The 24,914-nt window shown below is 57.2% G+C and carries 25 protein-coding genes; 10 read left to right on the forward strand and 15 right to left on the reverse strand.

Annotated elements, in window-relative coordinates; all coding sequences use genetic code 11:
- Together C8N45_RS06595 and C8N45_RS06600 are read left to right on the forward strand one after the other, a co-directional pair.
- Complete coding sequence (locus C8N45_RS06595; RefSeq protein WP_108385434.1) at nucleotides 1-1,926, forward strand: caspase family protein; 1,926 nt, start codon at nucleotides 1-3, stop codon at nucleotides 1,924-1,926.
- Nucleotides 1,927-1,963: 37 nt separating this feature from the next.
- On the forward strand, nucleotides 1,964-2,632 hold the full coding sequence (locus tag C8N45_RS06600) for a DUF2161 domain-containing phosphodiesterase (RefSeq protein WP_108385756.1): 669 nt from the start codon (nucleotides 1,964-1,966) through the stop codon (nucleotides 2,630-2,632).
- A 3-nt stretch (nucleotides 2,633-2,635) separates the two neighbouring features.
- Here the strand turns inward: C8N45_RS06600 and C8N45_RS06605 are convergent, their stop codons facing one another.
- From C8N45_RS06605 to C8N45_RS06610, 3 genes are all read right to left on the reverse strand, one after another.
- The gene (locus C8N45_RS06605; protein ID WP_108385435.1) at nucleotides 2,636-3,628 is read right to left on the reverse strand and encodes a TraB/GumN family protein; all 993 of its coding nucleotides are present in this window, start codon (nucleotides 3,626-3,628) and stop codon (nucleotides 2,636-2,638) included.
- 145 nt (nucleotides 3,629-3,773) lie between these two features.
- The gene (locus C8N45_RS23160) at nucleotides 3,774-3,929 is read right to left on the reverse strand and encodes a hypothetical protein (protein ID WP_168769416.1); all 156 of its coding nucleotides are present in this window, start codon (nucleotides 3,927-3,929) and stop codon (nucleotides 3,774-3,776) included.
- Between the two features lie 92 nt (nucleotides 3,930-4,021).
- Nucleotides 4,022-4,696, reverse strand: coding sequence for a Crp/Fnr family transcriptional regulator (locus C8N45_RS06610; protein ID WP_108385436.1), 675 nt, complete (start codon nucleotides 4,694-4,696; stop codon nucleotides 4,022-4,024).
- Nucleotides 4,697-4,718: 22 nt separating this feature from the next.
- Between C8N45_RS06610 and C8N45_RS06615 the strand changes: the two genes are divergently transcribed.
- Nucleotides 4,719-5,024, forward strand: a complete 306-nt coding sequence (locus C8N45_RS06615) for a hypothetical protein (protein ID WP_108385437.1) — start codon at nucleotides 4,719-4,721, stop codon at nucleotides 5,022-5,024.
- A gap of 2 nt (nucleotides 5,025-5,026) precedes the next feature.
- Here C8N45_RS06615 and C8N45_RS06620 read toward each other — a convergent pair whose 3' ends face one another.
- The gene (locus C8N45_RS06620) at nucleotides 5,027-6,007 is read right to left on the reverse strand and encodes a hypothetical protein (protein ID WP_108385438.1); all 981 of its coding nucleotides are present in this window, start codon (nucleotides 6,005-6,007) and stop codon (nucleotides 5,027-5,029) included.
- A 712-nt stretch (nucleotides 6,008-6,719) separates the two neighbouring features.
- Here C8N45_RS06620 and C8N45_RS06625 point away from each other — a divergent pair.
- The 5 genes from C8N45_RS06625 (at nucleotide 6,720) to C8N45_RS06650 (ending at nucleotide 11,210) form a co-directional block, all read left to right on the forward strand.
- Nucleotides 6,720-6,956 carry a hypothetical protein gene (locus C8N45_RS06625; protein WP_114427814.1) on the forward strand — a complete coding sequence of 79 codons (237 nt, stop codon included), beginning with the start codon at nucleotides 6,720-6,722 and terminating at the stop codon, nucleotides 6,954-6,956.
- 30 nt (nucleotides 6,957-6,986) lie between these two features.
- Complete coding sequence (locus tag C8N45_RS06630) at nucleotides 6,987-7,571, forward strand: hypothetical protein (protein WP_133175950.1); 585 nt, start codon at nucleotides 6,987-6,989, stop codon at nucleotides 7,569-7,571.
- A gap of 123 nt (nucleotides 7,572-7,694) precedes the next feature.
- The gene (locus C8N45_RS06635; RefSeq protein ID WP_108385441.1) at nucleotides 7,695-8,357 is read left to right on the forward strand and encodes a response regulator; all 663 of its coding nucleotides are present in this window, start codon (nucleotides 7,695-7,697) and stop codon (nucleotides 8,355-8,357) included.
- Nucleotides 8,354-9,691, forward strand: a complete 1,338-nt coding sequence (locus C8N45_RS06640; RefSeq protein ID WP_108385442.1) for an ATP-binding protein — start codon at nucleotides 8,354-8,356, stop codon at nucleotides 9,689-9,691. The genes C8N45_RS06635 and C8N45_RS06640 overlap by 4 nt, the downstream gene beginning before the upstream one ends.
- A gap of 541 nt (nucleotides 9,692-10,232) precedes the next feature.
- Nucleotides 10,233-11,210, forward strand: coding sequence for a DUF2125 domain-containing protein (locus tag C8N45_RS06650; protein ID WP_168769417.1), 978 nt, complete (start codon nucleotides 10,233-10,235; stop codon nucleotides 11,208-11,210).
- Here C8N45_RS06650 and C8N45_RS06655 read toward each other — a convergent pair.
- Together C8N45_RS06655 and C8N45_RS06660 are read right to left on the reverse strand one after the other, a co-directional pair.
- Nucleotides 11,207-12,196 (reverse strand): YcjF family protein, encoded by a 990-nt coding sequence (locus tag C8N45_RS06655; protein ID WP_108385445.1) that lies wholly within the window; start codon nucleotides 12,194-12,196, stop codon nucleotides 11,207-11,209. The two genes, C8N45_RS06650 and C8N45_RS06655, sit on opposite strands and share 4 nt — an antisense overlap.
- A gap of 52 nt (nucleotides 12,197-12,248) precedes the next feature.
- Nucleotides 12,249-13,661: a YcjX family GTP-binding protein gene (locus C8N45_RS06660; protein WP_108385446.1), complete on the reverse strand. Its 1,413-nt coding sequence runs from the start codon at nucleotides 13,659-13,661 to the stop codon at nucleotides 12,249-12,251.
- A 94-nt stretch (nucleotides 13,662-13,755) separates the two neighbouring features.
- Here C8N45_RS06660 and truA point away from each other — a divergent pair, with 94 nt between their 5' ends.
- Nucleotides 13,756-14,544 carry a tRNA pseudouridine(38-40) synthase TruA gene (truA, locus tag C8N45_RS06665; protein WP_108385447.1) on the forward strand — a complete coding sequence of 263 codons (789 nt, stop codon included), beginning with the start codon at nucleotides 13,756-13,758 and terminating at the stop codon, nucleotides 14,542-14,544.
- 208 nt (nucleotides 14,545-14,752) lie between these two features.
- On the opposite strand, the gene C8N45_RS06670 is transcribed toward truA, so the two are convergent.
- The 9 genes from C8N45_RS06670 to C8N45_RS06710 form a co-directional block, all read right to left on the reverse strand.
- Nucleotides 14,753-15,085 (reverse strand): cupin domain-containing protein, encoded by a 333-nt coding sequence (locus C8N45_RS06670; RefSeq protein ID WP_108385757.1) that lies wholly within the window; start codon nucleotides 15,083-15,085, stop codon nucleotides 14,753-14,755.
- Nucleotides 15,078-15,749, reverse strand: coding sequence for a cysteine hydrolase family protein (locus C8N45_RS06675; RefSeq protein WP_245882579.1), 672 nt, complete (start codon nucleotides 15,747-15,749; stop codon nucleotides 15,078-15,080). The genes C8N45_RS06670 and C8N45_RS06675 overlap by 8 nt, the downstream gene beginning before the upstream one ends.
- Nucleotides 15,746-17,251, reverse strand: coding sequence for an ABC transporter ATP-binding protein (locus C8N45_RS06680; RefSeq protein WP_108385448.1), 1,506 nt, complete (start codon nucleotides 17,249-17,251; stop codon nucleotides 15,746-15,748). The genes C8N45_RS06675 and C8N45_RS06680 overlap by 4 nt, the downstream gene beginning before the upstream one ends.
- Nucleotides 17,248-17,922: a biuret amidohydrolase gene (biuH, locus tag C8N45_RS06685; protein ID WP_108385449.1), complete on the reverse strand. Its 675-nt coding sequence runs from the start codon at nucleotides 17,920-17,922 to the stop codon at nucleotides 17,248-17,250. Before biuH ends, C8N45_RS06680 begins: the two co-directional genes overlap by 4 nt.
- Entirely contained in the window at nucleotides 17,919-18,932 is a 1,014-nt protein-coding gene (locus C8N45_RS06690) for a formamidase (RefSeq protein WP_108385450.1), read from the reverse strand. The genes biuH and C8N45_RS06690 overlap by 4 nt, the downstream gene beginning before the upstream one ends.
- Before the next feature lie 10 nt (nucleotides 18,933-18,942).
- Nucleotides 18,943-19,866, reverse strand: coding sequence for an ABC transporter permease (locus C8N45_RS06695; protein WP_108385451.1), 924 nt, complete (start codon nucleotides 19,864-19,866; stop codon nucleotides 18,943-18,945).
- On the reverse strand, nucleotides 19,856-20,974 hold the full coding sequence (locus C8N45_RS06700) for an ABC transporter permease (protein WP_108385452.1): 1,119 nt from the start codon (nucleotides 20,972-20,974) through the stop codon (nucleotides 19,856-19,858). The genes C8N45_RS06695 and C8N45_RS06700 overlap by 11 nt, the downstream gene beginning before the upstream one ends.
- An 8-nt stretch (nucleotides 20,975-20,982) precedes the next feature.
- Nucleotides 20,983-22,098: a BMP family ABC transporter substrate-binding protein gene (locus C8N45_RS06705; RefSeq protein ID WP_108385453.1), complete on the reverse strand. Its 1,116-nt coding sequence runs from the start codon at nucleotides 22,096-22,098 to the stop codon at nucleotides 20,983-20,985.
- 158 nt (nucleotides 22,099-22,256) lie between these two features.
- On the reverse strand, nucleotides 22,257-23,171 hold the full coding sequence (locus tag C8N45_RS06710; RefSeq protein ID WP_108385454.1) for a LysR family transcriptional regulator: 915 nt from the start codon (nucleotides 23,169-23,171) through the stop codon (nucleotides 22,257-22,259).
- A 133-nt stretch (nucleotides 23,172-23,304) separates the two neighbouring features.
- Here C8N45_RS06710 and C8N45_RS06715 point away from each other — a divergent pair, with 133 nt between their 5' ends.
- Nucleotides 23,305-24,912, forward strand: a complete 1,608-nt coding sequence (locus C8N45_RS06715; RefSeq protein WP_108385455.1) for an ABC transporter substrate-binding protein — start codon at nucleotides 23,305-23,307, stop codon at nucleotides 24,910-24,912.
- The last annotated feature ends 2 nt before the right edge of the window (nucleotides 24,913-24,914 follow it).

Consider the following 24,914-nt stretch of genomic DNA (forward strand, 5'->3'; position numbering starts at 1 on the left):
ATGCGATTGATCAGGTGGGGGCTGATATATGTCTTGGCCCTCTTTGCGGCGACAGTTGCCAATGCAGAAAACCGGGTTGCGCTTGTCGTTGGCAATGGCGCTTACACACGTGTCGGTGCCCTGCCCAACCCCGTCAATGATGCCTCCGACATTGCGATTGCCTTGCGCGGGCTGGGGTTCACCGTTTTGCTGGGGACCGATCTGGGGCACGACGGGATGTTGGCCAAGACACGAGAATTCAGCACACTGGCTGCGACATCCGACGTGGCCCTGTTCTATTATGCGGGGCATGGGTTTCAGATTTCGGGCACAAACTATCTGGTGCCGACAGATGCGGCCATCGCCAGCCCGGCGGACGTGCCGCAGCAGACGATCGCAATGCAGACGGTGCTGAACGCGATGGACAGTGCGCCCGGGCTGAAACTGGTGGTGCTGGACGCCTGCCGTGACAATCCGTTTGGGGCGGCCATCGCAGATGACCCGACGACGACAGACGGGCTGGCGCGGGTCGGCACCGAGGCCGACTTTATGTTCGTCTACGCCACCCAGCCCGACAATGTGGCCTATGACGGCACCGGGCGGAACAGTTTCTTTACCGAAGCGATGCTGAGCCATATCTACACACCTGGTCAGGATATCTCTGAGTTGCTGATCAATGTGCGCCGCGATGTGCTGGCGGCGACAGGCGGCAAGCAAATCCCTTGGAACAATTCGTCACTGACCCGGCAATTCCGGTTTGATCGGTCCCCGCCCACCGCGTCAGAAGAAACCCTGCTCTGGCAAGTGGCGTCCAATGCCCGGAATGACCAGCTGATGACACTTTATCTGGAACGCTATCCGGACGGGGCCCATCGGGGCGATGTGTTGGCCTTTCTCGACAGTCCCGCCACCCGGCGGGCTGACATCATGACCGATAGTGCGGCACAGGCCAAACAGCTTTGGTCGCTGGCCCGCCGGACACGCATGCGCCCCCTGTTGGAATTCTACCTTGAACAATACCCCGACGGGGCTGACGCGGCAGAAGCAAGGCTGTTGCTAAGCGCAATCCCGCGGCCAGAGGAGGCCAGCGCGGGCGTCCTGTGCGAGCGGCTAGCCACGCATCCCCACGATGCTACCGCCGCCACCGCAGGCGTCGAATTCGAGATGCTTGCCCGCAATGCGCTTGCCGCCATTCAGGCTTGTAGTGCCGCTGCCATTCAGGCCCCCGAGTTGCCGCATTATGTGGCCCTTCTGGCCCGCGCAACCGCTGCAACAAACGACCTTGAACGCGCCGTCGCCCTTTACCGCGATGCGGCGGCCCGCAGCGATTTGCGTGCCATGGTCAGCCTTGCGCAACTTTATGAACGCGGGATTGCGGTTGAACAGAACTTTGATCAGGCGCTTTCCCTGTACGAGGTGGCGGCAGCGGGTGGCAACCATGACGCGCAGATCAACCTTGCAGTTTCCCTGTTTGAAGGGGCCGGCGTTCCACGAGATACGGACCGCGCTATCAGCCTGCTACGGCAGGCGGCCGCTGGCGGGTCGGCGCAGGGGCTTTTCAATCTGGGGGTCTTGGCGCAGGACAAGATCATCGACACGCCCGCCGACGCGCTGGATTATTTCGCCCAAGCGGTGCGCTTTGGCTATACCGACGGCTATCGGGCGGGGGCGATCCTGCTGGATGAAGGGCGCGGCGTGCCCAAAGACCCGCAGCGCGCGGCAGAGCTTTTGCTGCGCGGCGCCGCCGAGGACGACGGCACCATCATCGCCGCACTCCGGCAGGACGCCAGCCAATGGACGCCAGCCACATTGACCGAAATGCAGCGATTTCTGAACGAGGCGGGGCTCTACGCCTATGCCATTGACGGGATTTCGGGTCCAAACCTGATCAGTGCCCTTGAATCATGGCGCAACGGCGGGTTTGATCCCGCGATCCTTGACGGCTAAACTGTCAGACCTGCTGAAACCTTGGATAGCGCCCCCAGTGACCAAGCCCCGCGAAACTGACCTCTACCTGCCTATCAAAGCCTTTTTGCAGCGGCAGGGTTACGACGTGAAAGGCGAGGTCGGGGCCGCCGATGTGGTCGCGCGCAAGGGAGACTCGCCCCCGGTCATTGTTGAACTGAAGCTGGCATTTTCGCTTACGCTTTTTCACCAAGGGGTCGCGCGGCTTGCGGTCACTGACCATGTTTATCTGGCTGTGGCGCACAAACCGGGCAAGCTGTTTCAACGGACCTTGAAAGATAACGTGAAACTGGGCCGCAGGCTGGGGCTGGGACTGATGACGGTGCGGCTGCGCGATGGTCATATCGAAGTCCATGCCGACCCGGGCCCATACGCGCCCCGCAAATCCAAGAAGAAGCAGGCGCAGTTGTTGCGCGCGTTCGACAGGCTACAAGGTGATCCCAACGATGGCGGCGCGACACGGCACGGGATCGTAACCGGCTACCGGCAGGATGCGCTGCGTTGCGCGCGGTTTCTGGCGGTGCATGGGCCATCTGCGGGTGCGAAAATCAAGGCATGGGCTGAAGTGCCCGACGCCACCCGGATCATGGCTGACGATCATTATGGATGGTTCCAACGAGTCCAGCGCGGGATTTATGATCTGACAGATGCGGGCCGCAAGGGGCTCGCCGATTATGGTGATACCTGACGTCTACAAACCTTGCGACAGGTCCCAACCGCGATCTTGCAGGAATTTCAGCACCCCGCTATCGCCCATCAGATGCGCGGCCCCCACAGCGATGACAACATCATCATGCCGCGCCAAAGCATCCGCCATCACAGGCATCCACGCGCGATTGCGTCCGACAAGCAGTGATGCCTCTGTCTCTTCAAAATACAGGTCGGCCTGTTCTTTGCTGATCCCCGGCGTCTGGCGCACCGCAATCCGCGACATTTCCCACAGGGTCGCAATATCTCCGGCAAAATAGCTGTCCAACATGGACACGAACATTTGCCGCTGGGTGTCAGGGGCAAGCAGGCTGATCCGCAAAAGGTCGATCTGTTCCTCAAGCGGGTCTTGCTGAAAGATGGTAAACAGGGTCATGATATCCTCAACCGCCTGGGTCGGCACGCCCGCTGCGGCCGCGTCCTGCATAATCATATGATCCAACCCCAAATTACCGCTGACCATGTCCTGCATCGCGCAGGGCGGGATAGATAGCATCATTGACAGATACCATGGCTGCATCTTGGCAGCCATGAATGGCGGTAAAGACCGACTGCTGGCAGCTTCTGCAATCGTCGCCCACGTGTCGTCATCGACAAGATCGCGCAGGGTCGGCCCCTCGGTCAGGAAAAGGATGCCGGGCTCGGTCACGACAAGCTGTTCAAGCGTCTTCTGATCCTCTTGCGTGGCCTCAACCAAGACCAGATCAGCGCGCTGCACGGTTTCTTTGAGCCGTTCACGGATACCTTCCAACCGGGGGTCATAGACATGCATCGTGCCCACGACAGTAACCTGCTGATCACCTTTTTTGGCAGTCCAGACAGTGCCATTACCGAACGGAATATCAGATGCCGCCTGCGCAAGCGCGTTCCTGTCCGCCGGGCTGAGTTGATCGAGAAATCCGTCGCCAACGCATTGGGCAACGGCGGGTACACTCAGAACACAGAACAAGATTGCAAGAAGTGTACGCTTGAGCATGTGACATCCTTTTGGCTGCTGTCCCGTCAGACTATGCATCATTGGTTAATGGTAAATGATGCGCAAGCGGATGCTTCTGTCTAAAGCCAAGTTGGAATGAAAAGACCCCCGCCCTTTTCAGGACGGGGGCCAGCTAAAATAACTTTCATCTGGTTGCTGAAAGGATCGGCACATCCTGAAGGCCACCACGCTCATCCCTTTGCACATCACTTCCGGCCATATAGGCCGCACCCAGAACACCAAATAGACCAATCACGTAAAATGACGTGATCTCAGGTCCAGGCATACTCGTAAATTTCATCAAACCTTTACCGTCGCACTCGCTACAATGACGTGCCTACGGCAGGCGTGGGCCCTTTTCTGTGCGATTTGACACAAAGGTTAATGATTTTCCTAATTTTCTGACAGAATTTCCGGGTCAAGAATTTCGATCCGTTGCCGCGATGACTTGATCGCGCCGCGCTTGACGAACTTGCTGATAGACCGGCTGACCATCTCGCGGTTTGCACCGATGCTGCCCGCGATTTCCGAATGTGTTGGCGCGCCTTCGATAATCGCGCCGTTTTCCAGTTTGCCCTGTTCGGCAGCCAGACGCAGCAGGTATGACCCCACGCGCTGTTCCACCGACATCGTCGTCATTTCCATGCTGCGCAGGGTCAGCGTTCTGATTTGGCCCACCAGATGCTGCACCATCCGGTTACGGACCAGCGGAACCTTGTCAAAGATGTCCAATAGGCTTTGGCGTTTGAGCGAGAGAATGCGCGCGTCTGTCTTGGCAAAAACGGCCAATGACCGTGGGGTTCCATCCAGTGCGGCCAATTCGCCAAAATAGGTGCCGATTGGAAACCGCGAAAACACTATCTCGCGGCCTTCGGGTGTCCAAAATACCGCCAAGAGTGCACCCTCAAGCAGGAAATAAAGATCAAATGACTCGTCTTGCTGGTCAAACACGGTTTGCCATGCGCCAAGCTTTTGCTCGTGAGCCAAAATGTCAATGTCTTCCAGATCAGCAGTTGTGACCCCTTCAAACAACGGGAGCCCGTAATCAAGTAACCCTTCTGCGTTCATTGTCGTCCAAACATGTCCCTATTTGCGCTATGCCTTCCTGACGGCAAGAGCGCGGCAAACCAAAAGCTGTGTGGTTTTTATCTTCTTTGTTCGTGTCACCGTTAAGTGCAAACGCTGGCGTAAAGAAGGCCTCGCGTGCGAAAAAATCCGGAAGGATCAACTTTCGCACGCCTTACAACGCTTTGAAAAAACGGAAAATCAGCAAATAGGGATTGCCAAGGACGGCAGATTCGCCACCCAAAAGTCACAAAACGGCACGACCCTAGCGTCAGCCGGGTCGGTCAAGACCTGTCAAATAAAGCAGGTCAGCAGCCAAAATGATGCTTGAGTTTAGTAGGGTTCGAACAGGCTCGTCCATGGTGCGGCAACGCCTGCGCACAACACCGGGGCTGCGTTCTGCCTTGCGATCAGCCCGACACATCCGTGGTGTTTGAAACGCGCAGGCACGTGGGGGAGACTTTCGATCAGCGCGCCATAGCCGTTGAATGCATTCCCGCCACAGGCTGTGATCCGCCGCACGATTTCATCGTCAGACCCAAGCGCATCTGTTGCGGAAAAGTGCAACTTGAGCACTTTCAACTGGCCGTTGCCGTGGTCGGTAAATCTGAAGCCAAGGCGGTTGAACGGAAGTGGACCGCCCGGGTTGGCGCCGGTCAGCCCGTCAATAGCGTTCGACAAGATTAATGGTGACACCTGCGCCGCATCGGCCAGAACAGGCAGGCAGTGTCGGGTCGCATCGGCTAGTTCGAACAGGATACTGGTCGCGCCCGTCGTCCCGTCAAACACAATTGTTTTGGGCCGGACTTTCGGACCAAAGGCTTCAAGCACTGAGCTCAGGTCATGGGCACTGAACAAAGTAGACAGGTCATCGGCCTCTGCAGGCACTTCTGCGATGATGTCGCAATGTGTTTTGCCTTTGCCATGACGCAGGCCAAGCCACGCACCAAATTTCAGCGGCCCCGCGCCTTGTGCTGCGCTGATCACATCGCGCAATGAAGCAGGGGGCAATTTTGCGCCGTAGCCATCCATGATTCTGCATACCTCGTCGACTCTTCCGTTCGGGTCCGATGCCGGGTCTGCGACCTCGGTCATCAATTGCAGATCGGGTTGTGCCGTTGAAAAAAGCATCTCGACCGGGGAACCCGTTGACGTCAAAACGCTGGGGCGCCAATCCGCCCAACCGTCCGGATGCATCACCCCGATGTCATGCAGGATTCTTTCAATCGCCTCGCCGGACTTGCCTTGCCGACGCAGAAACCAACACCAATCAAAATCACTACGGGCTGGGTAAGACAGGGCAAAACTATGCATGTTGGGTCTTTCTTTGGCTTGGATTTTTTGATTGTAAACTGGCGCGCCAGATCGAAAGGCGCGCCTAAACTCATTATGAAACGCAAGGTTCTGTTTCGGGACAAAACAGCCCCTCGCAGAAGATCGGGGCTGACTTGGCAGTCGCATCTCCCGGTCTCATGAGGTTACTACTCTGGGGTTTAGCTTTAGCGTGGTTGGCGCCTTTGTGATTGATCTTGCTCAATCAGGTCTGTGACAAAACGCACAATGCGATTTTTTATAGACCAATTTTGCTGCGCACCGAGAGCGTCAGCCGGACATCTTGACCGTCTTCCAACGAAAAATGGTGCCACGCATACCCAGAATCGGCAGAATCGGTCTAAGCAACTGCCGGGAAGCCGCCAACTATGAATGAATTTGCTTCATAAACCGTCCAATCTTTTGGCAAAGCAGCGCCAACCGAACAAAGTGAGCAAAGGTCATGCAGCCTTTTTCCAGAACGCGCGCCGAATGAAAGATGCATATATTTTATATATATTACAAATACTTAGGTATATATTTCAACCTCCATCCCCACTAATTGTAAACCACTTTGGCAATCTACCGCTTAGATTAACCGAAAGTGAACGCCCTGTTTTGTGCCCGTTAACAAAGGGTCGGTCATATAATTTGTTAATAAGTTCTCAACGCCTTTGGGGAGTGCAGAGAGAGCATATTCGGGACGCAAGGAGTGATGAATATGTATTTTGGGCAGTTTTACACCAAGTCATCCGAAGTGATGGCAAGCCCACGCGGCATGTCGGATCCGGCAATCAGTCGCCCAAAGGCGGACGGTTCTCTTGACGATGTCCATCATTCCAGAGATGATTTGGCAGACAGAGAAAACGGCCGCTTTCCCGAAGTGGACGACATTGTTGATCGGCTATCTCACGACGCGAAAATCGTCACCCTTCGTGCGCAGACGCGCTAGTTTCTTACGGCCCCAAACGGGAGTGAAATCATGATGCGCTCTCCTCGGGCATTGATGGTCATCCGCCTGATCTGCCTTTCGTCGTTCTGGACACTTCCGGCCGCAGCCGATGCTGATGACCGCGAGTTGTCGCAACGCGAATTGCGTACGGCGGTCGCCAGCAATTCTGCTATTGAAACCAGACGTCTTATCTCCGGTGTCGAAGATTACACTGGCGGTGATGTCGTGGAAATCCGCGCCTTTCTGATCGACAGCGTTGTAACATACAGTGTTTTGGTACGGCACAAAGACGGGCACATCGGGTCGGTGATGATTGACGGGCAGACAGGCCGCGCCGTCACCCCGGACTCGCAGGCCGGACAGCAAGTCAGATCACTTGTAGCAAGCGCGCCTGCCGCATCTGGGTCTGAACGTGGGCGCGCGAACCTAAACGTCAGTGGCACGCGCCGGGCACCTGGAAGAGACGCTAGCAACAACAGTCGAAGCAATCGCAATGACGCTGGCCGCAACGGAAATAGTGGCCGCGAAAACGGAAATAATGGCGGCGGGAACAGTGGCGGCGGCAATAATGGCGGCGGCAAAGGGAACAGCGGCGGCAACGGGAAGAAGAAGTAAGCAGCAAAGGGTCCAAATCTTACGAAACCGCTTACCGGGGCATCTCGTGAACGCTTCTTTAATTTCTGGATTTTAGCATGTCCTTGCCTCATATTTGCCACGCTGCACAAATAGTGACTCCCCATGCGTATATTACTTGCCGAAGACGAAACCGCACTTGCACAGCAAATCAAGAGCGTCCTGACTTCCGAAGGTCGCGTTGTAGATGTCGCTCGTGACGGAGTAGAAGCTCAGTTCTTGGGCGAAACCGAACCATATGATGTGATCATATTGGACATCGGGCTACCGCAGCGCGACGGACTGACAGTCCTCAAGAGTTGGCGTTCAAAGCAGATATCCACCCCTGTGCTTATTCTGACTGCGCGCGATGGCTGGTCAGAACGTGTGGACGGTCTAGATGCTGGCGCCGATGATTACCTGACCAAACCGTTCCACATGCCTGAACTGTCAGCCCGCATCCGAGCGATTATCCGGCGGAAATCGGAGCAGCGCAATCCAGTCTTTGAAAAGGATGGCATCGTCTTTGACACGCGCAATAATCAGGTCACAGTCAGAGGCCTGCCAGCCAGTCTTACCGCGCAGGAAGTTGCTGTGCTGTCATATTTATTCAACAATTCCAATAAACTCGTGTCGCGCACTGAGCTTTCGGAACATATCTATGAATATGACGGCGACAGGGACTCCAACACGATTGCAGTCTTTATCAATCGGCTGCGCAAGAAGTTGGGCGATGGTTTGATCGAAACCGTGAGAGGCCGCGGGTACGTCATTAAATTGGCCCAATGATCTCGCTCCGGGCGCGCGCGATCACCGGCGGCGTGATCTGGGCGATTTTTACCATTATTATCGGTGTCTTTGGCCTCGCCTCCTATGTGGACCGACTGGCCCAAGAACGGTTTGATGAACTGCTTGTCACACGGCACACCCAAGCGGTCATTTCAGTGGCAAAAAGCGCGATGACGCAAAACAGCATTGCGAGCGGTATTGGTGAAGCTTCTTACAGGCGGCCTTTTTCGGGGCAATATTGGCAGGTCATTGCGCCAGATGGCGAGGTTTTTGTTTCTGAATCGCTTGTCGATGCGCGCCTTCCGCGCCCCGGCCCCAACACAGGCAAGATATCAATAGCCAACTTTGTCGGCGAGACAGATGAACAATTGCGCCGGATTGAAGAGTGGCTGACCCTTGAGGATGGGTCCATCTGGCACGTTCAGGTGGCGTCGTCGCTGAGCAGCCTGCTTCAGGATCGTAATCAACTTCGCGGCAATCTTCTGCTTGCCTTTGGTTTAATCGCGATTCTCGGGATAATTGGCGCGTTCCTGCAAGCATCTACGACGCTCCGGCCGCTAAATGACTTGCGACGGGAAGTCTTGTCCAGATGGGACAAAGAAGGCGGGCTCGATGTCGCGGGATATCCGGTCGAGGTCGCCCCTTTGGTCAATGATATCAATACCCTGCTCGACAGGAACCGCGAAATTATCACAAGATCGCGGCGGCAGGCAGCGGACCTTGCCCATGCGGTCAAGACACCATCGGCAATCGTGCGGAATGAGCTTGAAGCGTTGCAAAGGAACGGACAACCTGTTGACCAATCAATCGCGGCGCTCAATCGTCTGGATGCCCAGTTGAACCGATCCTTCGCAAGGATCAGGGCAGATGGCGGAAGCTCTTCAATCAATACCTACACCGATCTTGACATATCGCTGGGCCGCATGAGCAAAGCTTTTACCAGCTTGGCAGGCAATCTTGGCAAGGTTCTGATATCAGACATAAGTTCCAATCTGAGGGTCCGGATGGACCGTACGGACTTTGAAGAAGTCATTGGCAACCTACTGGATAATGCTCTGAAATGGTCCGCCACAGAAATTCGCATTACGGCCCGCGACGAACAGGATCACGTCGCAATTATCATCGAAGATGATGGCCCCGGTATTCCCGAAGCAGATCGCAAAACAGCGATGATGAGCGGCCAGCGCCTTGATACATCTCAGCCCGGCACGGGACTGGGGCTGGCGATTGCGACGGACGTGGCCTATGCCTACGGTGGTGAGGTGACACTTGGCACATCAGATCGGCTGGGCGGGCTTAAGGTGACTATCCGGCTAAAGACGTCCGGTTTTTGACGTCTTCGATTATCGCATTGCACGCCCTCCTGAATGGTAAGGGGTGCCCAAAGAAAAAGCCCCTTTTCTTCGCTACACTTCAAAACCGCCAATGTTTGCGCCTGTTGTTTGGTTTCAATGCCTTCTGCGATGACTGACGGAGTATCTGTTGGCCCAATTCGACGATCAAGCCGGTTTGCTCTGCAATGGGGACAAAGATGTCCGGCCCAATGCTTCCAAGCTCGTCGTAAAACCACCACGCCAAAACCGTTTCGCCGTATCGCACGAAAATTGCCCGGACCGCAGGTCGGCAACCCCAAACCGTGCCAGAACATCCAGAAAGGGCGTTGAATTCCGGGCCCGAACTCAACCCTACTCTATATTCCGCGTAGTCATTTCGGCATAGCGACGCATCGTTTAGAAACCATTGCAGGCACCACTCGAATTGTGACAAAAACCATGCGTGGCGCGCCATCGACCTCCCGATCTTTGGCGTTGGCAGCGCCGCTGGCACTTGATGCCTGCACGCGCTAGATTGGCGCCAGACAATCAGGGCGAGGCTATGAAAAGACTGACATTACTGGTGCTTATCGTCAGTGCGATCTATAGTACCTATTGGTTTGTTGGCGCAAATACGGTCGAAAGCCGCGCGGTTGAATCCATTGCACTTGCCCGTTCCGAAGGCTGGGATATTGCCTATGACACGATCAAGACAATCGGGTTCCCCTCCAGGTTCGACACCACGATCGACGCCCCCAACGTCACGCCGCCTGATGCGCGCTGGACATGGCAGGCGCCGTTCTTGCAGGTGTTTGCACTCAGTTATCAGCCCAACAAGATCATCGCGGCATTTCCCAATAGCCAGAGGTTGCAACTGCCGACCCAGAAACTCAGCCTGACATCGGATGAATTGCGTGTCAGCGCCGGGGTGCGGCCAAATGCGGACCTGAGTTTTGATGCACTCACCACCGAGGGTGCGGGCGTCAGCGTCTCCTCTGATATCGGCTGGTCCATTGCATTGCAGAACGCACTAATTGCGCTACGAAATACGCCTGACATGGACAAATCCTATGATGCCTATGCGCAGATCAACAACCTCTCATTGCCCAGCGAATTCCTGAAACAACTGAACCAAGGCAATAACCTACCCGCCAAAATCGACAGCATCACCATCAATAGCCAGCTTGGCTTGAATCAAACGCTGGACCGACACACGAAGAACCCGCAACTGCAATCCATCACCCTTGAAAACGCGCAGATCGTTTGGGGCACGCTTTCGGTGCGGGCAGAGGGTCGTGTCGACATTGACTCGACAGGCGTTCCGACCGGACGGATCACGCTGATCACCCAAGACTGGCGCACGATGATCGACATTCTGGTCAGCATGGGTCAGGTGCAGCCGGGCATCGCGGAAACGCTTAGAAACATGGCCGGAGGTCTGGCCAATGATGCAGGCGTTCTGGAGTTGCCCGTCAGTTTCGGGAATGGCTTTATGTCGTTGGGGCCCATACCGCTTGGGCCCGCGCCACGCCTGCGCTAGTCCCGCCCGAACAGCCCGGTGAGCGCGCGGCGGACCAGACCTGTGACCGATGGCTTTTGCGTCGCATGAAACGGCAGCGGGCGGCAGACTTCGATGGCGGCCACCCCCACGCGGGCGGTCAATGCGCCATTCACGACACCCTCACCAAATTTGCGCGATATCTTGGACAGCACCCCGCCACCCGCGACGGAACTGATCAGATCATCGCCAACGGCGACCGCACCAGTCGCCACAAGATGGGTGAGCACAGAGCGGGTCAACCGCCAACTGCCCAACGTGCCCGCACGCCCGCCGTAAACCTCTGCGATACGCCTGATCATCCGCAAGTTCGACGTGAGCGCGGTAAAGACGTCGGCCAAAGCCAAGGGCACCACCGCAGTGACAGTCGCAACCTGTCTGGCGGCGGCTTCGACCTCGCGGGCGGCGCGCGCGTCAAGCGGGGCCATCAATATGTTTTCCGCCAGCCCCAGCAGTCCATCAGCGTCAAGTATATCTGCCTGCCGCTCCGCAAGGGATGTACGCGCCCATGCGGTATCCTCGCGGTTGGCATACAGGCTGTTCAGCGACCCGATCACGGTGCGCGCCGCCTTCAGATCCTTAGCATCCAGCGCCTCTGCCGCTTGCCGTTGGATCGTGTCCAGTTTGCGCAAACGTCCAAAGGCCGCCAGTTCGCGTACCGCCAGCACCAGCAGAACAAAAACCAGTAATCCGATCAGAAGGCTGGCGATTCCACCCAGGATAGGGCTACGCGCCAGCAGCGCATTCACGTAATCCCATGCCGCCAATGACACGATAAAAACCAGCAATGATAGGGTGATAGACCAGAACCAGCGGGCAATTTTCGATGGGCGTCGGGCCGCAAGCGCGGCCACTTGCTGCATTGCAGCCCCCTGTTCCATCGGCACCAGATCAGGGACAGCGGGGGCCGCTTCGGGCTTGGCCGGTTCCTCGTGTTCAAGGTCGATAAAGATGGGGCCGTTGGTCATTTGACAACTCTCAAAAGGGGACACCGATCAGAAAAACGCGCCTTGCATCTGTTCACAACCGGTCCCCCAACAGGAATTGCGCGGCCTTATCCAGCCGGATATGGGGCGGGCCGTCACCGGGGCGCAGGGTCAGCGGGGCAGGTGCGAAATTCATTATGCTATAATCCGCATCAAGCCAGTTTTCCGACCCTTCCCGTGCCGGCGCCAGTAAATGCGACGGATCGCTTGGCAGCTTTCCGGGATAAAACGCGGCCTGTTTGCCATTTTCCAGCAAACGCCCGCGAACCACGTCCAAGGGCCCTTCCTTATGTTCGACGGTCTGTTCCACAGTGGTGCGCAAAGCAGCAATCGACATCGCAGCGGTCTTGGCCCCTGCGAAATCGGCACGGTCCTTTGCATCCCGCAAAAGCGCCTCTGTGATAGCGGTCAATTGCGGATGCTGGCTGTGATGCAGGTGGTCGGCCTTGGTGGCGGCAAAGAGTATCTTTTCAACCTGTCGGCCCTGAAAAATGCGGGCCAGAAATGCGTTACGTCCGGGGCGAAAGGCCCCCAATATCCGCGCCATCGCCTCCCGCAGATCATCAAGTGCAGCAGGCCCCGCATGAATGGCCCCCAGCACATCGACCAAGACGATCTGCCGGTCGATCTTGGCAAAATGGTCCTTGAAGAACGGCCGCACGATATTGCGTTTGTAGCTTTCGAAGCGCCGCTCAAGCTCGCGCCCCAGCGACCCGCGTGGAAAGCTGTTACCGGGCAAGGGGGCGAAGGTCAGCACGGGTGAACCTGCCAGATCGCCGGGCAACAGGAAGCGACCGGGCGAACAGTCGGAAAAGCCCGCTTCACGTGATGCGCGCAGATGCGCGGTATAGCTGTGAGCCAACGCCTGCGCATCCGGTTCATCCAGTTTTGCAATCGGGTCAACGCCTGCCACCAATGCCAGATATTCATCACCGCTCGGTCGCCCGGCGGCACGTTTAAGCGCTGCGGCGGACCAGTCGGCATAGGACTGATCCAAAAGCCCCAGATCAAGCAGCCATTCACCGGGATAATCCACGATATCAATATGCACTGTGCGCGGGCCGGAAAGGCCAGACAGCAATCCACTTGACTGCACCCGCAGGGACAGGCGCAATTCGCTGATTGTATTGGTCCCCTCCGGCCAGCGTGGGTCCGTCGCCGTCAGGCGCGCCAGATGATCCTCGTAGGCAAAGCGCGGGACCGTATCATCCGGCTGCGGCTGCAAATAGGCTGTGCGGATGGCCCCGTTGGCGGCAGCGGCCAGTTGCGGCATCCGCCCCCGATCCATCAGGTTGGCGACAAGCGACGTGATAAAGACGGTCTTACCCGCCCGCGACAGCCCCGTTACGCCCAACCTGATCACAGGCTCGCTAAACGGGGCCGCAAGCGTGTCGGCCACACCTTCAACGCTGCGTGCGATTTGGTCCGCAATTGTTGATAGCACCACTGGCTGCCCCTCTTTGCCTTGGGCACAAGATAGGGGTGTGCGGGGACATTGTGTAGGGATTGATTTCAGATGGGTCCGCGCCTAAGCCACTGTCATGCCACGTTATGCCCTTCTTGTTGAATATCACGGTACCCCCTTTGCAGGCTGGCAGCGCCAAAGCGACCAGCCGTCAGTGCAAGGCGCGATCGAGGCTGCATTGGCCAAGCTGGAACCGCGCGCACATACCATCGCCGCAGCAGGGCGCACTGATGCAGGCGTACATGCATTGGGGCAGGTGGCCCATTGCGACATGGACAAGGACTGGGATCCGTTCCGGCTGTCCGAGGCGCTGAATTATCATCTCAAACCCGCACCTGTGGCGATTTTGGCCTGTGCGCAGGTGTCCGACGACTGGCACGCCCGGTTTTCCGCCGTCGAGCGGCGCTATCTCTTTCGAGTGATTTCACGCCGTGCCCCTTTGACATCCGAAGCAGGGCAGTTGTGGCGGGTCAATCATCCGCTGGATGCGGCTGCAATGCAGGCGAGCGCTGACAGCCTATTGGGTACGCATGACTTTACGACTTTCCGGTCCTCGATCTGTCAGGCCAAAAGCCCGGTAAAGACACTGGATGAATTGCGGATCGAGGTTGTGCCCCGACCTCACGGCACCGAATACCGGTTTCACGTGCGCGCACGGTCGTTCCTGCATAATCAGGTGCGCAGCTTTGTAGGCACGTTGGAAAGGGTCGGCGCAGGTGCTTGGACGCCGGACAAGGTTGCAGACGCGCTGGCCGCAAAAGATCGTGCCGCATGTGGCCCGGTCAGCCCGCCACATGGGCTTTATCTGGCCGAAGTCGGCTACCCGCAAAATCCCTTTGATGAGGCAGCTCGCGGCTTAGGGTGAATGCGTCCTGACCCTTCTGTATCAGGGTATTGTTATTAATGTCCCGTCGGCGGCCTTCAACTCACATGTGATGTCGTCCCCAATGCTGTGAGCATCCGACCGAGATTGTCGATAGACGGGGCGGGCGGTTTGAAGCGGGCACGCATGCTTGAAATTATTGCTCGCTGCGAAGCGGAACGGGGCAGGAAGGGGCTCTGGGCCGCCGGTGTTATTCGAGTATTTCCACCGGCCGTTCCCATTGGATCAAGACAATGCATCCGGTCTCTGATCTGACGGAATGGATTGATCCTTCGGGATTGATCGCCAGATCACCCTTATAGATCGTGCCCCGTTCGTCGGTCTGCTGGCCTTCCAGCACCAGAATGGTTTCCAACCCTGTGTGTCGATGGCGCGGCACTTTTGCACCGGGCGCATAGCGCAACAAAGCCGTCGCAGGTTCGCCCGTTTTGATGTGGTGAATATCCACCCCTTCGCGGAAAAACTCAAAAGGAAGCTTATCCAACTGGCCTGGTAGATCCGTGATCACGAAGGGGTCAGTCATGCCATGCATCCCGTAACTGTGTGTAGCGCGCAGTCCAACCGACGATGGCCCCTTGTGCGCGAACCATATCCAGTGTGGCGGCTTTGAACTGCGGGAAATAGCTTTCGGTGGCGTCTTCAATCAGCAGACAGTCAAAGCCGCGATCGTTTGCTTCGCGCATGGTGGTTTGTACGCAAACCTCTGTTGTCACACCTGCGAGGATCAGGCTCTTGATGCCATGTGACGTCAGGTGCGCCATCAGCGGGGTTGCGTAGAATGCGCCTTTGCCGGGCTTGTCAATCACCAGTTCGGTCCCCGTTGGCATAAGTTCCGGGACAATCGCGGCCCCGTCAGCGTCTGCTACAAGAATACGACCCATTGGCCCCGGATCACCGATCCGCAGTCTGGGTGCCCCTCGGTCCCGCTTTGCGGCGGGCAGATCGCTCAGATCAGGCTTATGACACTCGCGCGTATGGATGACCGCAACCCCCTTGTTCCGGCACAACGCCATCAGATCTGACGTGGTTGGTATGATCGCCCGCAAGAGCGATACATCATTTCCCAGCGCTTCACCAAAACCGCCCGGTTCCAGAAAATCACGCTGCATGTCGATCACGATCAATGCCGTTGTTGCGGGATCGAACCGAAAACCAAAGGGCTGTGCGTTGCCGACTTCGACCATCATGCATGGCCTGCCATATGGTGACCGATCATGGCGATGTCGGCTTCGGCAGTTGGTACGTCATAGGTTATCCGGCCTTCTGACATGACCAGCACCCGGTCGGTCAATTCCATGATTTCATCTAGGTCCTCGGACATAATCAGTACTGCTGCCCCCGCATTACGCGCCTGCATGATCCGCGTCCTGATTTCGCCCACGGCCGAGAAATCCAACCCAAAGCAAGGGTTCGAGATAATCAACAGATCAACATCGCCAGACAGTTCCCGTGCAAGGACCGCCCGTTGGACATTGCCCCCGGACAACGCGTTGATCGGGCTGTCGATAGAGGTCGTCTGGACCTTGAATTTGCCGACCAGATCAGACGCACGATTGCGCATGTTCCGACCAGACAGCCAGAAACGGGACTGCCTGTCATTGGTGTCAAAACTGCGGAAATCCATGTTTTCCGCAACCGTCATGCGCGGTGCGCAGGCGTTGAAGAGCGGCTCTTCGGGGAGGTAACGCACGTTGTGCGCGCGGGCCTCGTTGCGGGTTGCATCATAGGGGGTGCCCTTGACTTTGATCTCGCCGGATCTGCGCGGGCGTTGACCGGTAAGGATTTCCATCAGTTCCATCTGGCCATTGCCGGAAATGCCTGCAATGCCCACGATTTCCCCGGCCCGCACTGCGAGCCTGTCGATCTGGATATCCCTCAGACCGGACCGATCCCGAGCGGTTACACCACTCAGTTCAAGAACCTTGGCACCGGCAGCCCCTGAACGCGGTGCGGGCTTCGAAATTTCGGCGTCACCCATCATCATGCCTGCCATATCCGCGTGGCTAAGATCGCTGACTCTGCCGCCTCCGACCAGCTTGCCACGCCGCAGAACGGATACCGCATCTGCAAAGGCTGTCACTTCGCGGAATTTATGGGTGATCATCAGGACTGAAATTTCGCCGTCCTCACACAGTTGGCGCACGTGGCCCAGGACCTCATCTGCTTCAGCAGGGGTCAGCACTGACGTCGGTTCATCCAGGATCAGGAATCGCCGCCCAAGATAGAGTTGCTTGAGAATTTCCAGCTTTTGTTTTTCACCGGCTGCCAAGGCCTGTACCGGTTGATCAAGCGGAACCTGAAACGGCATCCGGGCCATGAAAGCCTGTAATTTCTTATGCTCGTTACACCAATCGATGATCCGCGGCGCGTCTTCGCGGCTGATCACCAGATTTTCGGCAGCGGTCAGTGACGGGACCAACGTGAAGTGTTGGTAAACCATGCCCAGCCCCAAGGTATGCGCTACTTTGGGATCGGTAATCCGCGCTTCGCGCCGGTCCACAAGCATTTCACCAGACGTCGCGTGATAGAACCCCATCATACATTTCACCAGCGTCGACTTGCCCGCACCATTCTCACCCAGCAGCGCATGGAAACTGCCCGGGCTTACCTTGATCGAGCAGTCTTCCAATGCAGTGAATGCGCCGAATTGCATCGTCATATGAACCGTCTCGACGCCAATGGCCTTCATGGCAGCTGCTCCAAAACGGTTTTGCTGTCGCTAACCGCCCCAAAGACGCCCCCCTGCATCGTGACCATCTTCAAGGCGGCGTCATGGTTTCCCTGATCCGTTGCACCGCAACAGTCCGAAAGGACAAGACACTCAAAGCCCCGGTCATTGCCTTCACGCATCGTGGTCGAGACGCAGACATCAGTCGTGATGCCGGTCAGGATGATATTATCGATCCCACGTGTGCGCAGGATCATTTCCAGATCTGTTGCATAGAAGCTGCCTTTGCCGGGTTTGTCGATGATTGGCTCACCCGCGATAGGATAAAGCTCGGGGATAATATCCCAGCCGGGTTCCCCCCTGATCAGGATCTTGCCACAGGGGCCCGGATCACCAATGCCTGCGCCAATCTGTTGACTGCGCCAACGCTTGTTGGCAGGCAGATCGGCCAGATCGGCCCGGTGGCCTTCGCGGGTATGGATAATATGATACCCTTTGGCACGCATGGCGCCCAGCACCGCTTTGATCGGCTCAATGGGCGCTTGGGTCATGGATAGATCATAACCCATTTTATCCACATAGCCGCCTTCACCACAGAAATCCGTTTGCATATCGATGATCATCAATGCCGTATTTTCGGGGCGTAGATCCCCGTTATAGGGCCAGACGTAAGGATCGGCTTGAATGGTCATTCTGCGGCCTCTTTTGTGGGGTTGAATGTCCGTGTTGGCGCTGGAAAGCCAAAATCAGTGCCGTCTGTGACTTTCACCTCATCCTCCCATGGCAGGCTGTATTGCCCGGCGGCCAAATCGGTCATGTAAGTATACGGGCAATCCTGCGCCCCCCCTTTGACCGCGACATAGCCGCGATGGCCGAACTGATAGATGTTGTTTTCCACGCCCCAGTTCGCCCGCGCTTCGCGGACCAGATCAGGACGGACTTCGGCGGTGATTATCTCGTCTGCGCGCCCTGATGTGCCATGGGCGATGATCGCGCCATCAAAGTTGCAGATCATGCCTTCCCCCATGCTGTCGAAGGTCCCGTCACTGCCGCACATGCATACATTGGCGGTGACCATCAGGTTGCAGAAGGCATTGGATTGGTTGGTGAATTTCCAACTGTCGCGGATCGGTGCGGTGTAACCGGCGGTCCGCAGCATGATCTCGGCGCCCTTGTAGGCCGCTTCGCGCGCCATTTCGGGGAACATGCCATCATGGCAGATGATCAGAGAAAGCTTGCAGCCCTTTGGCCCCTCGACAACCGGAATACCGCTGTCGCCCGGCTCCCATGGCTCCACAGGCACCCAAGGGTGCATTTTGCGATAGTAAAGCTGCACCTCGCCTGCGTTGTCGATGATCAGCCCGGTATTGTAGGGCATGCCGCCGGGGTTCGCCTCCATAATGGAAAAGCAGCCCCAGATATCGTTGTCGGTGCAGGCTTGCTTGAAAGCCGCAACCTCGGGGCCGTCCATTGAACACATGATGTCGGGATTGATGTCCATCGACAGCCCATGCAGAGCATATTCAGGGAACACCACAAGATCCATCGTACCCATGTTGCGGCGGGCCTTTGCAGTCATCTCAACGATCCGGTCGGTTTGAGCGGCCAGATCGGCGGGCGTTTCGACAACGGGCAGTTTCAGCTGCACCAGACCGATAACCACCCCATTGGGCGATTTGTTCAGACCTCCAAGACCGTTCATGATGTCTCTCCTATTTGGTAATACTGAGTTCGCCCGGCGCACCGGTCATGGCGCGGGTCGGCGATGATGTTACGATCAGGACACCTAGTGTCAGGACGTAGGGTGCCGCAAAAAACAGATAGTAGCCTTCGGACACGCCGACCGATTGCAGGGTCGGTCCCAAGGCCCCGGCCCCGCCGAACAACAGTGCAGCCCCAAAGCAGGCAAGTGGGTTCCAGCGCGCAAAGATCACGAGGGCGACAGCCATCAGCCCTTGACCGGATGAGATGCCTTCGTTCCAGCTACCGGGGTAATAAAGCGACAGATACGCCCCTCCGACCCCTGCAAAAGCACCTCCCACTGCGGTAGCGCAGATGCGTACAAGCGCAGGGCGCAGTCCCATGGCGCGGGCAGCATCTGTACTGTCCCCAACGACCCGGACAATCAGCCCGACCCGGGTACTGCGAAACATCCACCACATGGCGACGGCAAGGACTGCTCCGATCAGAAACAAGACGTTGACCTGCAAGGCGGCCCGCACCTGCGGTACATCCGACCACCATCCAAAACCGATTGATGGCAAATTCGGCGCAACAGGCTGCACAAAGGGCTTGCCGAAGTAAAACGCCAGCCCCATGCCAAGGATCATCATAGCAATGCCAACGGCGATATCGTTCACCTTGGGCAGCGAACATATAAGGCCATGCAACAGGCCAAACATCGCGCCGCTGATTGCGGCAGCAAAGACGCCAAGCCAGGGTGATCCCGTCAGATAGGCCGCCGCATAGCCAGACATGGCCCCAAAGACGAGCGTTCCTTCAAGGCCAAGATTGATCCGGCCTGATCTTTCTGTCAGCGCCTCGCCCAAGCTCACAAACAAAAACGGGGTTGAGACCCGAATTGCCCCGCCGATGATGGCAAGCGGGATCACCCAAAGGCCCAAATCAGTTTCCATCGCGTGTGCTCCACCGTTCCGGGGCGAAGAATTTGAACCGCCCAAAGAGTGTGTCTGAAATCAGGATCGCCAGAAAAACAAACCCTTGCAGAACCAGGACCGTTGCATCTGGAAGATCCATGCGGCGTTGGACCAAACCGGACGATGCTTCAAAGCCTGCAAGCAGGACTGCCACAGGAATGATCGCCAGCGGGTTATGCCGGGCGAGAAATGCAATCAGGATGCCTGTATAGCCATAGCCACCCGCAAGGCTGGCGTTCGCCGATCCATGCACGGCGGCGACCTCAAAGAACCCGGCCATACCGGCAAAAGCACCGCCCAGTGCCGTAAACCCGACAATCAACCACCCGACAGGCAGCCCCTGCACCTGTGCCGCGCGCACATTTCCGCCCGCGATCCGGGCCGCAAAGCCCCATGTGGTCTTTTCGATCAATACCCAGGCCAGCACGCAGCAGACCACCCCGAAAGCCAGTCCCCAATGCACGTCCCAGCCGGGCAGGTTTCCGATGCGTAAAGCATCGTCCAAGGGGGCAGTGGACGGTTTATTCAGGCTGGCCGGGTCCCGCAATGGCCCTTCGACAAGGTGGTTCATCAAGGCGATAGCGATATAGGCCATCAGCAGGCTGGCGATGGTTTCGTTCACCCCTCGAAAGTGACGCAATGCACCAACCGCGCCGATCCAGACCGCGCCGATCACCATGGCGCACACCAGCATCAGTGGCAGGGCCAACGCAGCAGGGGTTCCGGCAAGCATAACAGCCGCAGCCCCCGCCCCGACGCCACCCAGAACAATTGCGCCTTCACCCCCGATGACAACGAGGCCCAATCGCGCGGGTAGCGCGACGCAAAGCGCCGCAAGCAACAAAGGTGCCGCCCGCGACAACGTGTTTTGCCATGAAAAGGCCGTGCCGAAACCGGCGCGATAAACCAGTGATAAGAACTCAGTCGGTGATTTGCCCTGCAACAGCAGAAAAACGCTGAAAATTGCAAAGCCCACGAGCAGCGCGCCAACGGGGATAACCACCGCTTCTGCGCGCCGGGCCACAGCCGCACGCCCCAACAAAGGACGCGCGACTGTGGCAGGTAAGGAGGGTGATGAAACGCGCATCACACCGATCAGGAGGTCGAACCGATCACGCCTTCTACCAGATAATCCATGCTTTCCAGCGCGATATCATCTTCGGCAAAGCCTTCCCCCGCAGCCGCAATGACGTTGCCACTGTTATCATTCAGCGGGCCTTTGATGGCTGCAAATCCACCGGCCATGATTTGCGCTTTCGTTGCCTCAAACTGGGCGCGGGATGCGTCAGACACGGCGGGGCCAAGAGGGGACATCTTGATAAAGCCGTCGGCCAGCCCGCCGCGCACAAAGTTATCAATCGTGCCGCCATCCAGCACAGTCTGAACCATGCCTGTATAGACACCGGCCCAGTTCCATTCGGCACCTGTCAGGTATTTTTCGGGGGCGAGCGGGGACTGGTTGGCGTGGTAGCCACAGACATAGGCATCGCGGCCCGCAGCGGTCTCCATCACGACTTTGGGTCCATCCACATGGCAGGTGATCACGTCACAGCCCGCATCTGCCAGAGCGTTGGTCGCCTCGGCCTCTTTCACAGCCAATGACCATTCCCCGGTAAAGATCACCTGGCAGGTGATTTCCGGATCGACCTGACGCGCACCCAACAGGAAAGAGTTGATATTCAGCAGAACCTGCGGGATGGGCTTGGCCGCGACAAAGCCAATTTTCTTGGTTGTCGTCGCGTGGCCTGCCGTGATGCCGTTCAGGTATTGCCCCATGCCGATATAGCCGAAATAGGACCCGACATTTGTCGGCATGCCTTCGGACCACAGGCCGGCGGCGTGTTGAAAGCGTACGTCAGGGTGTTTTGGCGCGGTTTCGAGAACATGCGGGTCGAAATAGCCAAAGGATGTCGGGAAGAGCAGTTTTGTTTCATCGAAGTTAATCATCGATTCCATCGATTTCTGCACATCGATGGTTTCGGCGACGTTTTCTTCCTCAACCACTGTGACGCCTTCCATGGCTTTCACAGCTGCAGCGCCTTCGGCGTGGGCCTGATTGTAGCCGAAATCATCCTTTGGGCCGACATAGATAAAACCAACGCTTAGCGGGGCGTGTCCATCCGCAAAGGCAAGCTGCGGCATTGCTGTGGCACCAGCAAGAGCAGCCGTACCGCTTAGAAAACGACGACGGGAAAAGGGGGGGATCGACATGCAAATACTCCTTATATTCTGAACGCGCTATAACCGCGGCTGATGTGGTCAGCCGGCGGATCAGTCGCGATCATCATGAGGTGTGCTTTGCGTTGCTGTCTTCTGCTATTATCGCACCGTTATGCTGCAAAAAACGCAACACGGACGCGCATGCAAAATCAGGATGTGTGCCACGTCCCGTTGAGCCCCTCCAGCGCTGCAACAAGTTGTTGCCCGAACTTTGATGACGCAACCGGAAGAACGCGCCCCTTCATCTGACCAAGCAGAAGCTGGCCGGGCCGCACATCCCGTTCGGCCAGCGGCCGATGCCCGAAGCCCGCGTCTTGTTGCGGTTTCAGGCCAATCGGGATTTGAAAGCCAACCGCGTTTTCCTGGGTCACATAGTGCCGGATCAAATCAAAGGATTCCGTCTCGACCGTCGGGGTCAGCGTCCGGCCGATTGACGTGGCCCCAAGTTCGAGCAAATGACGCACACCATATGCGGGCGCAGGCAGAACAAGTGGATGGTTCAGGCAATCCCGCAGCCTGAGATCAGGCTTTTCCGCCAATGGGCTGCCGTTTTGAAACAGCGCATGCACCTTTTGCGGCAAGGCATAAATGACATCGAATTCCACCAAATGCACCGGCTCAAACACCAGTGCCAGATCGCTGCTGTAGGATGCCAGGTCACGCTCTGCCTGCGCCCTGTCGCGCACGTTGATCGAAAAGGTCACGCCCGGATGTTCTGCCCGGTAGATCGCAATTTGCTTTGGCAGAAAATATGGCAGCAAGGCTTGCGAACAGGCGATCGAGATATGGCCGCGCCGTTCCCCCGAGAGGTCGGCGACCTGCGACTGCACGCGCGCCAGATCAGTCCGCTGCAAGCGAATATGCTGCATCAGCAATTCGCCCGCAGGGTTCAGCCGCATCCCGCGCGGAAGCCGTTCAAAGATCGGCCAGCCGAATTCCTGCTCGAATCCCTGAATACGTCTGTTCAACGCGGACGCCGTTAAATTTGTGTCCTCCGCGGCCTTACGGATCGAGCCCGCGCGCACCACGGCTTCGATCAGTTCAAAGGTTCTTAGGTAGCGCATGTCATGGCATTCCTTATCCGATGCATTTTTTGCACCGATTGTGTTCTTTTATAGCATTAGAAGTGCACGCTGTTCCATTGCAAGCTCTTACACAACAAAATCAAGAGCCCCCACACCAACAGCGAGAGATCTGATGACCGATACAACTTCAAGACGCAATTTCCTGAAAATGGGGGTCGCTGGCGCGTCTGTCCTGCCTTTCTTGCGCGCTATGCCTGCCGCCGCCCAAGGGAACGACACATTGGTTGTCGTGACGGGTGCAACGATCAACAGCCTTGATTTGCATCGCACCGGCACCAGCCGCGCGTCGTATCAAGTGGGCATCAACTGCTATGATCGCCTGCTGACCTTCGGCACAAAGGAAGTGCCCGGCAACGGACTGTCCTATGACTACACAGTCGTAGAACCCGAACTGGCTGAAAGCTGGACAGAATCCGATGACGGGCTGACCCTGACCTTCAAGCTGAAACCGGATGCGACCTTCTGGGACGGCCGCAAAGTGACGGCAGCCGATGTGAAATGGTCCTTCGACCGCGCTGTTTCCGTGGGTGGTTTCCCGACGGTGCAGATGAAAGCCGGTGGGCTGGAGCGTCCGGAGCAATTCATTGCCGAAGATGAAGATACATTCATCATCAAGCTGGATCGTCCATCGAAACTGACGATCCCTGATCTGGCTGTGCCTGTTCCCTATATCATCAACGCTGAGGAAGCGAAGGCCAACGCCACCGAGGACGACCCATGGGCGATGGAATACCTGCATACGACGCCCGCCGGATCAGGTGCCTTCAAAGTCGCCCGCTGGACCCCGGGTGAACAGCTTGTCTACGAACGCAACGATGCATGGGTGGGCGGCCCACTGCCCGAAGTGCAGCGCGTTGTGATCCGCGAAGTTCCCAGCCCTGCCACCCGCCGTGCCTTGCTGGAACGTGGCGATGTGCAGGTGGCCTTTGACATCCCCGATAAGGACGCCGCAGAACTGGCGGATACATTGGATGTCTTTTCGACCCCGGTCGAAAACTGCATCCACTGCCTGTGCCCGAACTTCGCGTTTGAGCCGTTTCAGGATGCCAATGTGCGCAAAGCCATCGCCTATGCCGTCCCTTACGAGGACATTTTCCAGGCGGCTGCCTTTGGCCGCGGCCTGCCTATGTGGGGCGGCGAGGAGGAGATCACCGACATCGCTTGGCCACGCAAGACCCAGTACTATACGGATCTGGATAAGGCCCGTGAACTGATGGCACAATCCGCCTATCCGGATGGGTTCGAGGTACCCTTGTCGATCAGCCTCGACCTTGCCTCATGGATGGAACCAACTGCGTTGCTGGTGCAGGAAGCCTTGGGCGAAATCGGGATCACGGTCGAGATTGAAAAGATCCCCGGTGCCAACTGGAGGACCGCTGTACTGGTGGAAAAGCGCCTGCCGTTGCATCTGGAAAACTTCGGTGGCTGGCTGAACACACCGGATTATTATTTCTTCTGGGCCTATCAGGAAGGGCATCTGTTCAACTCCTCCAACTACCGCAATGACGAAGTTGAAGAGCTGACAAATGCGACTTTGCATATGCCGATGGACGATCCTGAATATGCACCCAAGATCATGCGCATGTTCGAGATTGTGCTGGATGAATTGCCCCGTATTCCGCTGTATCAGCCTGCCCTAAATGTGGCGACCAATGGAGCTGAAGGGTATGAATTCTGGTTCCATCGCCAGCTTGACTCTCGGGTCCTGAAGGCCGTCTGAAC

Source organism: Yoonia sediminilitoris, from assembly GCF_003058085.1.
GTDB lineage: Bacteria > Pseudomonadota > Alphaproteobacteria > Rhodobacterales > Rhodobacteraceae > Yoonia > Yoonia sediminilitoris.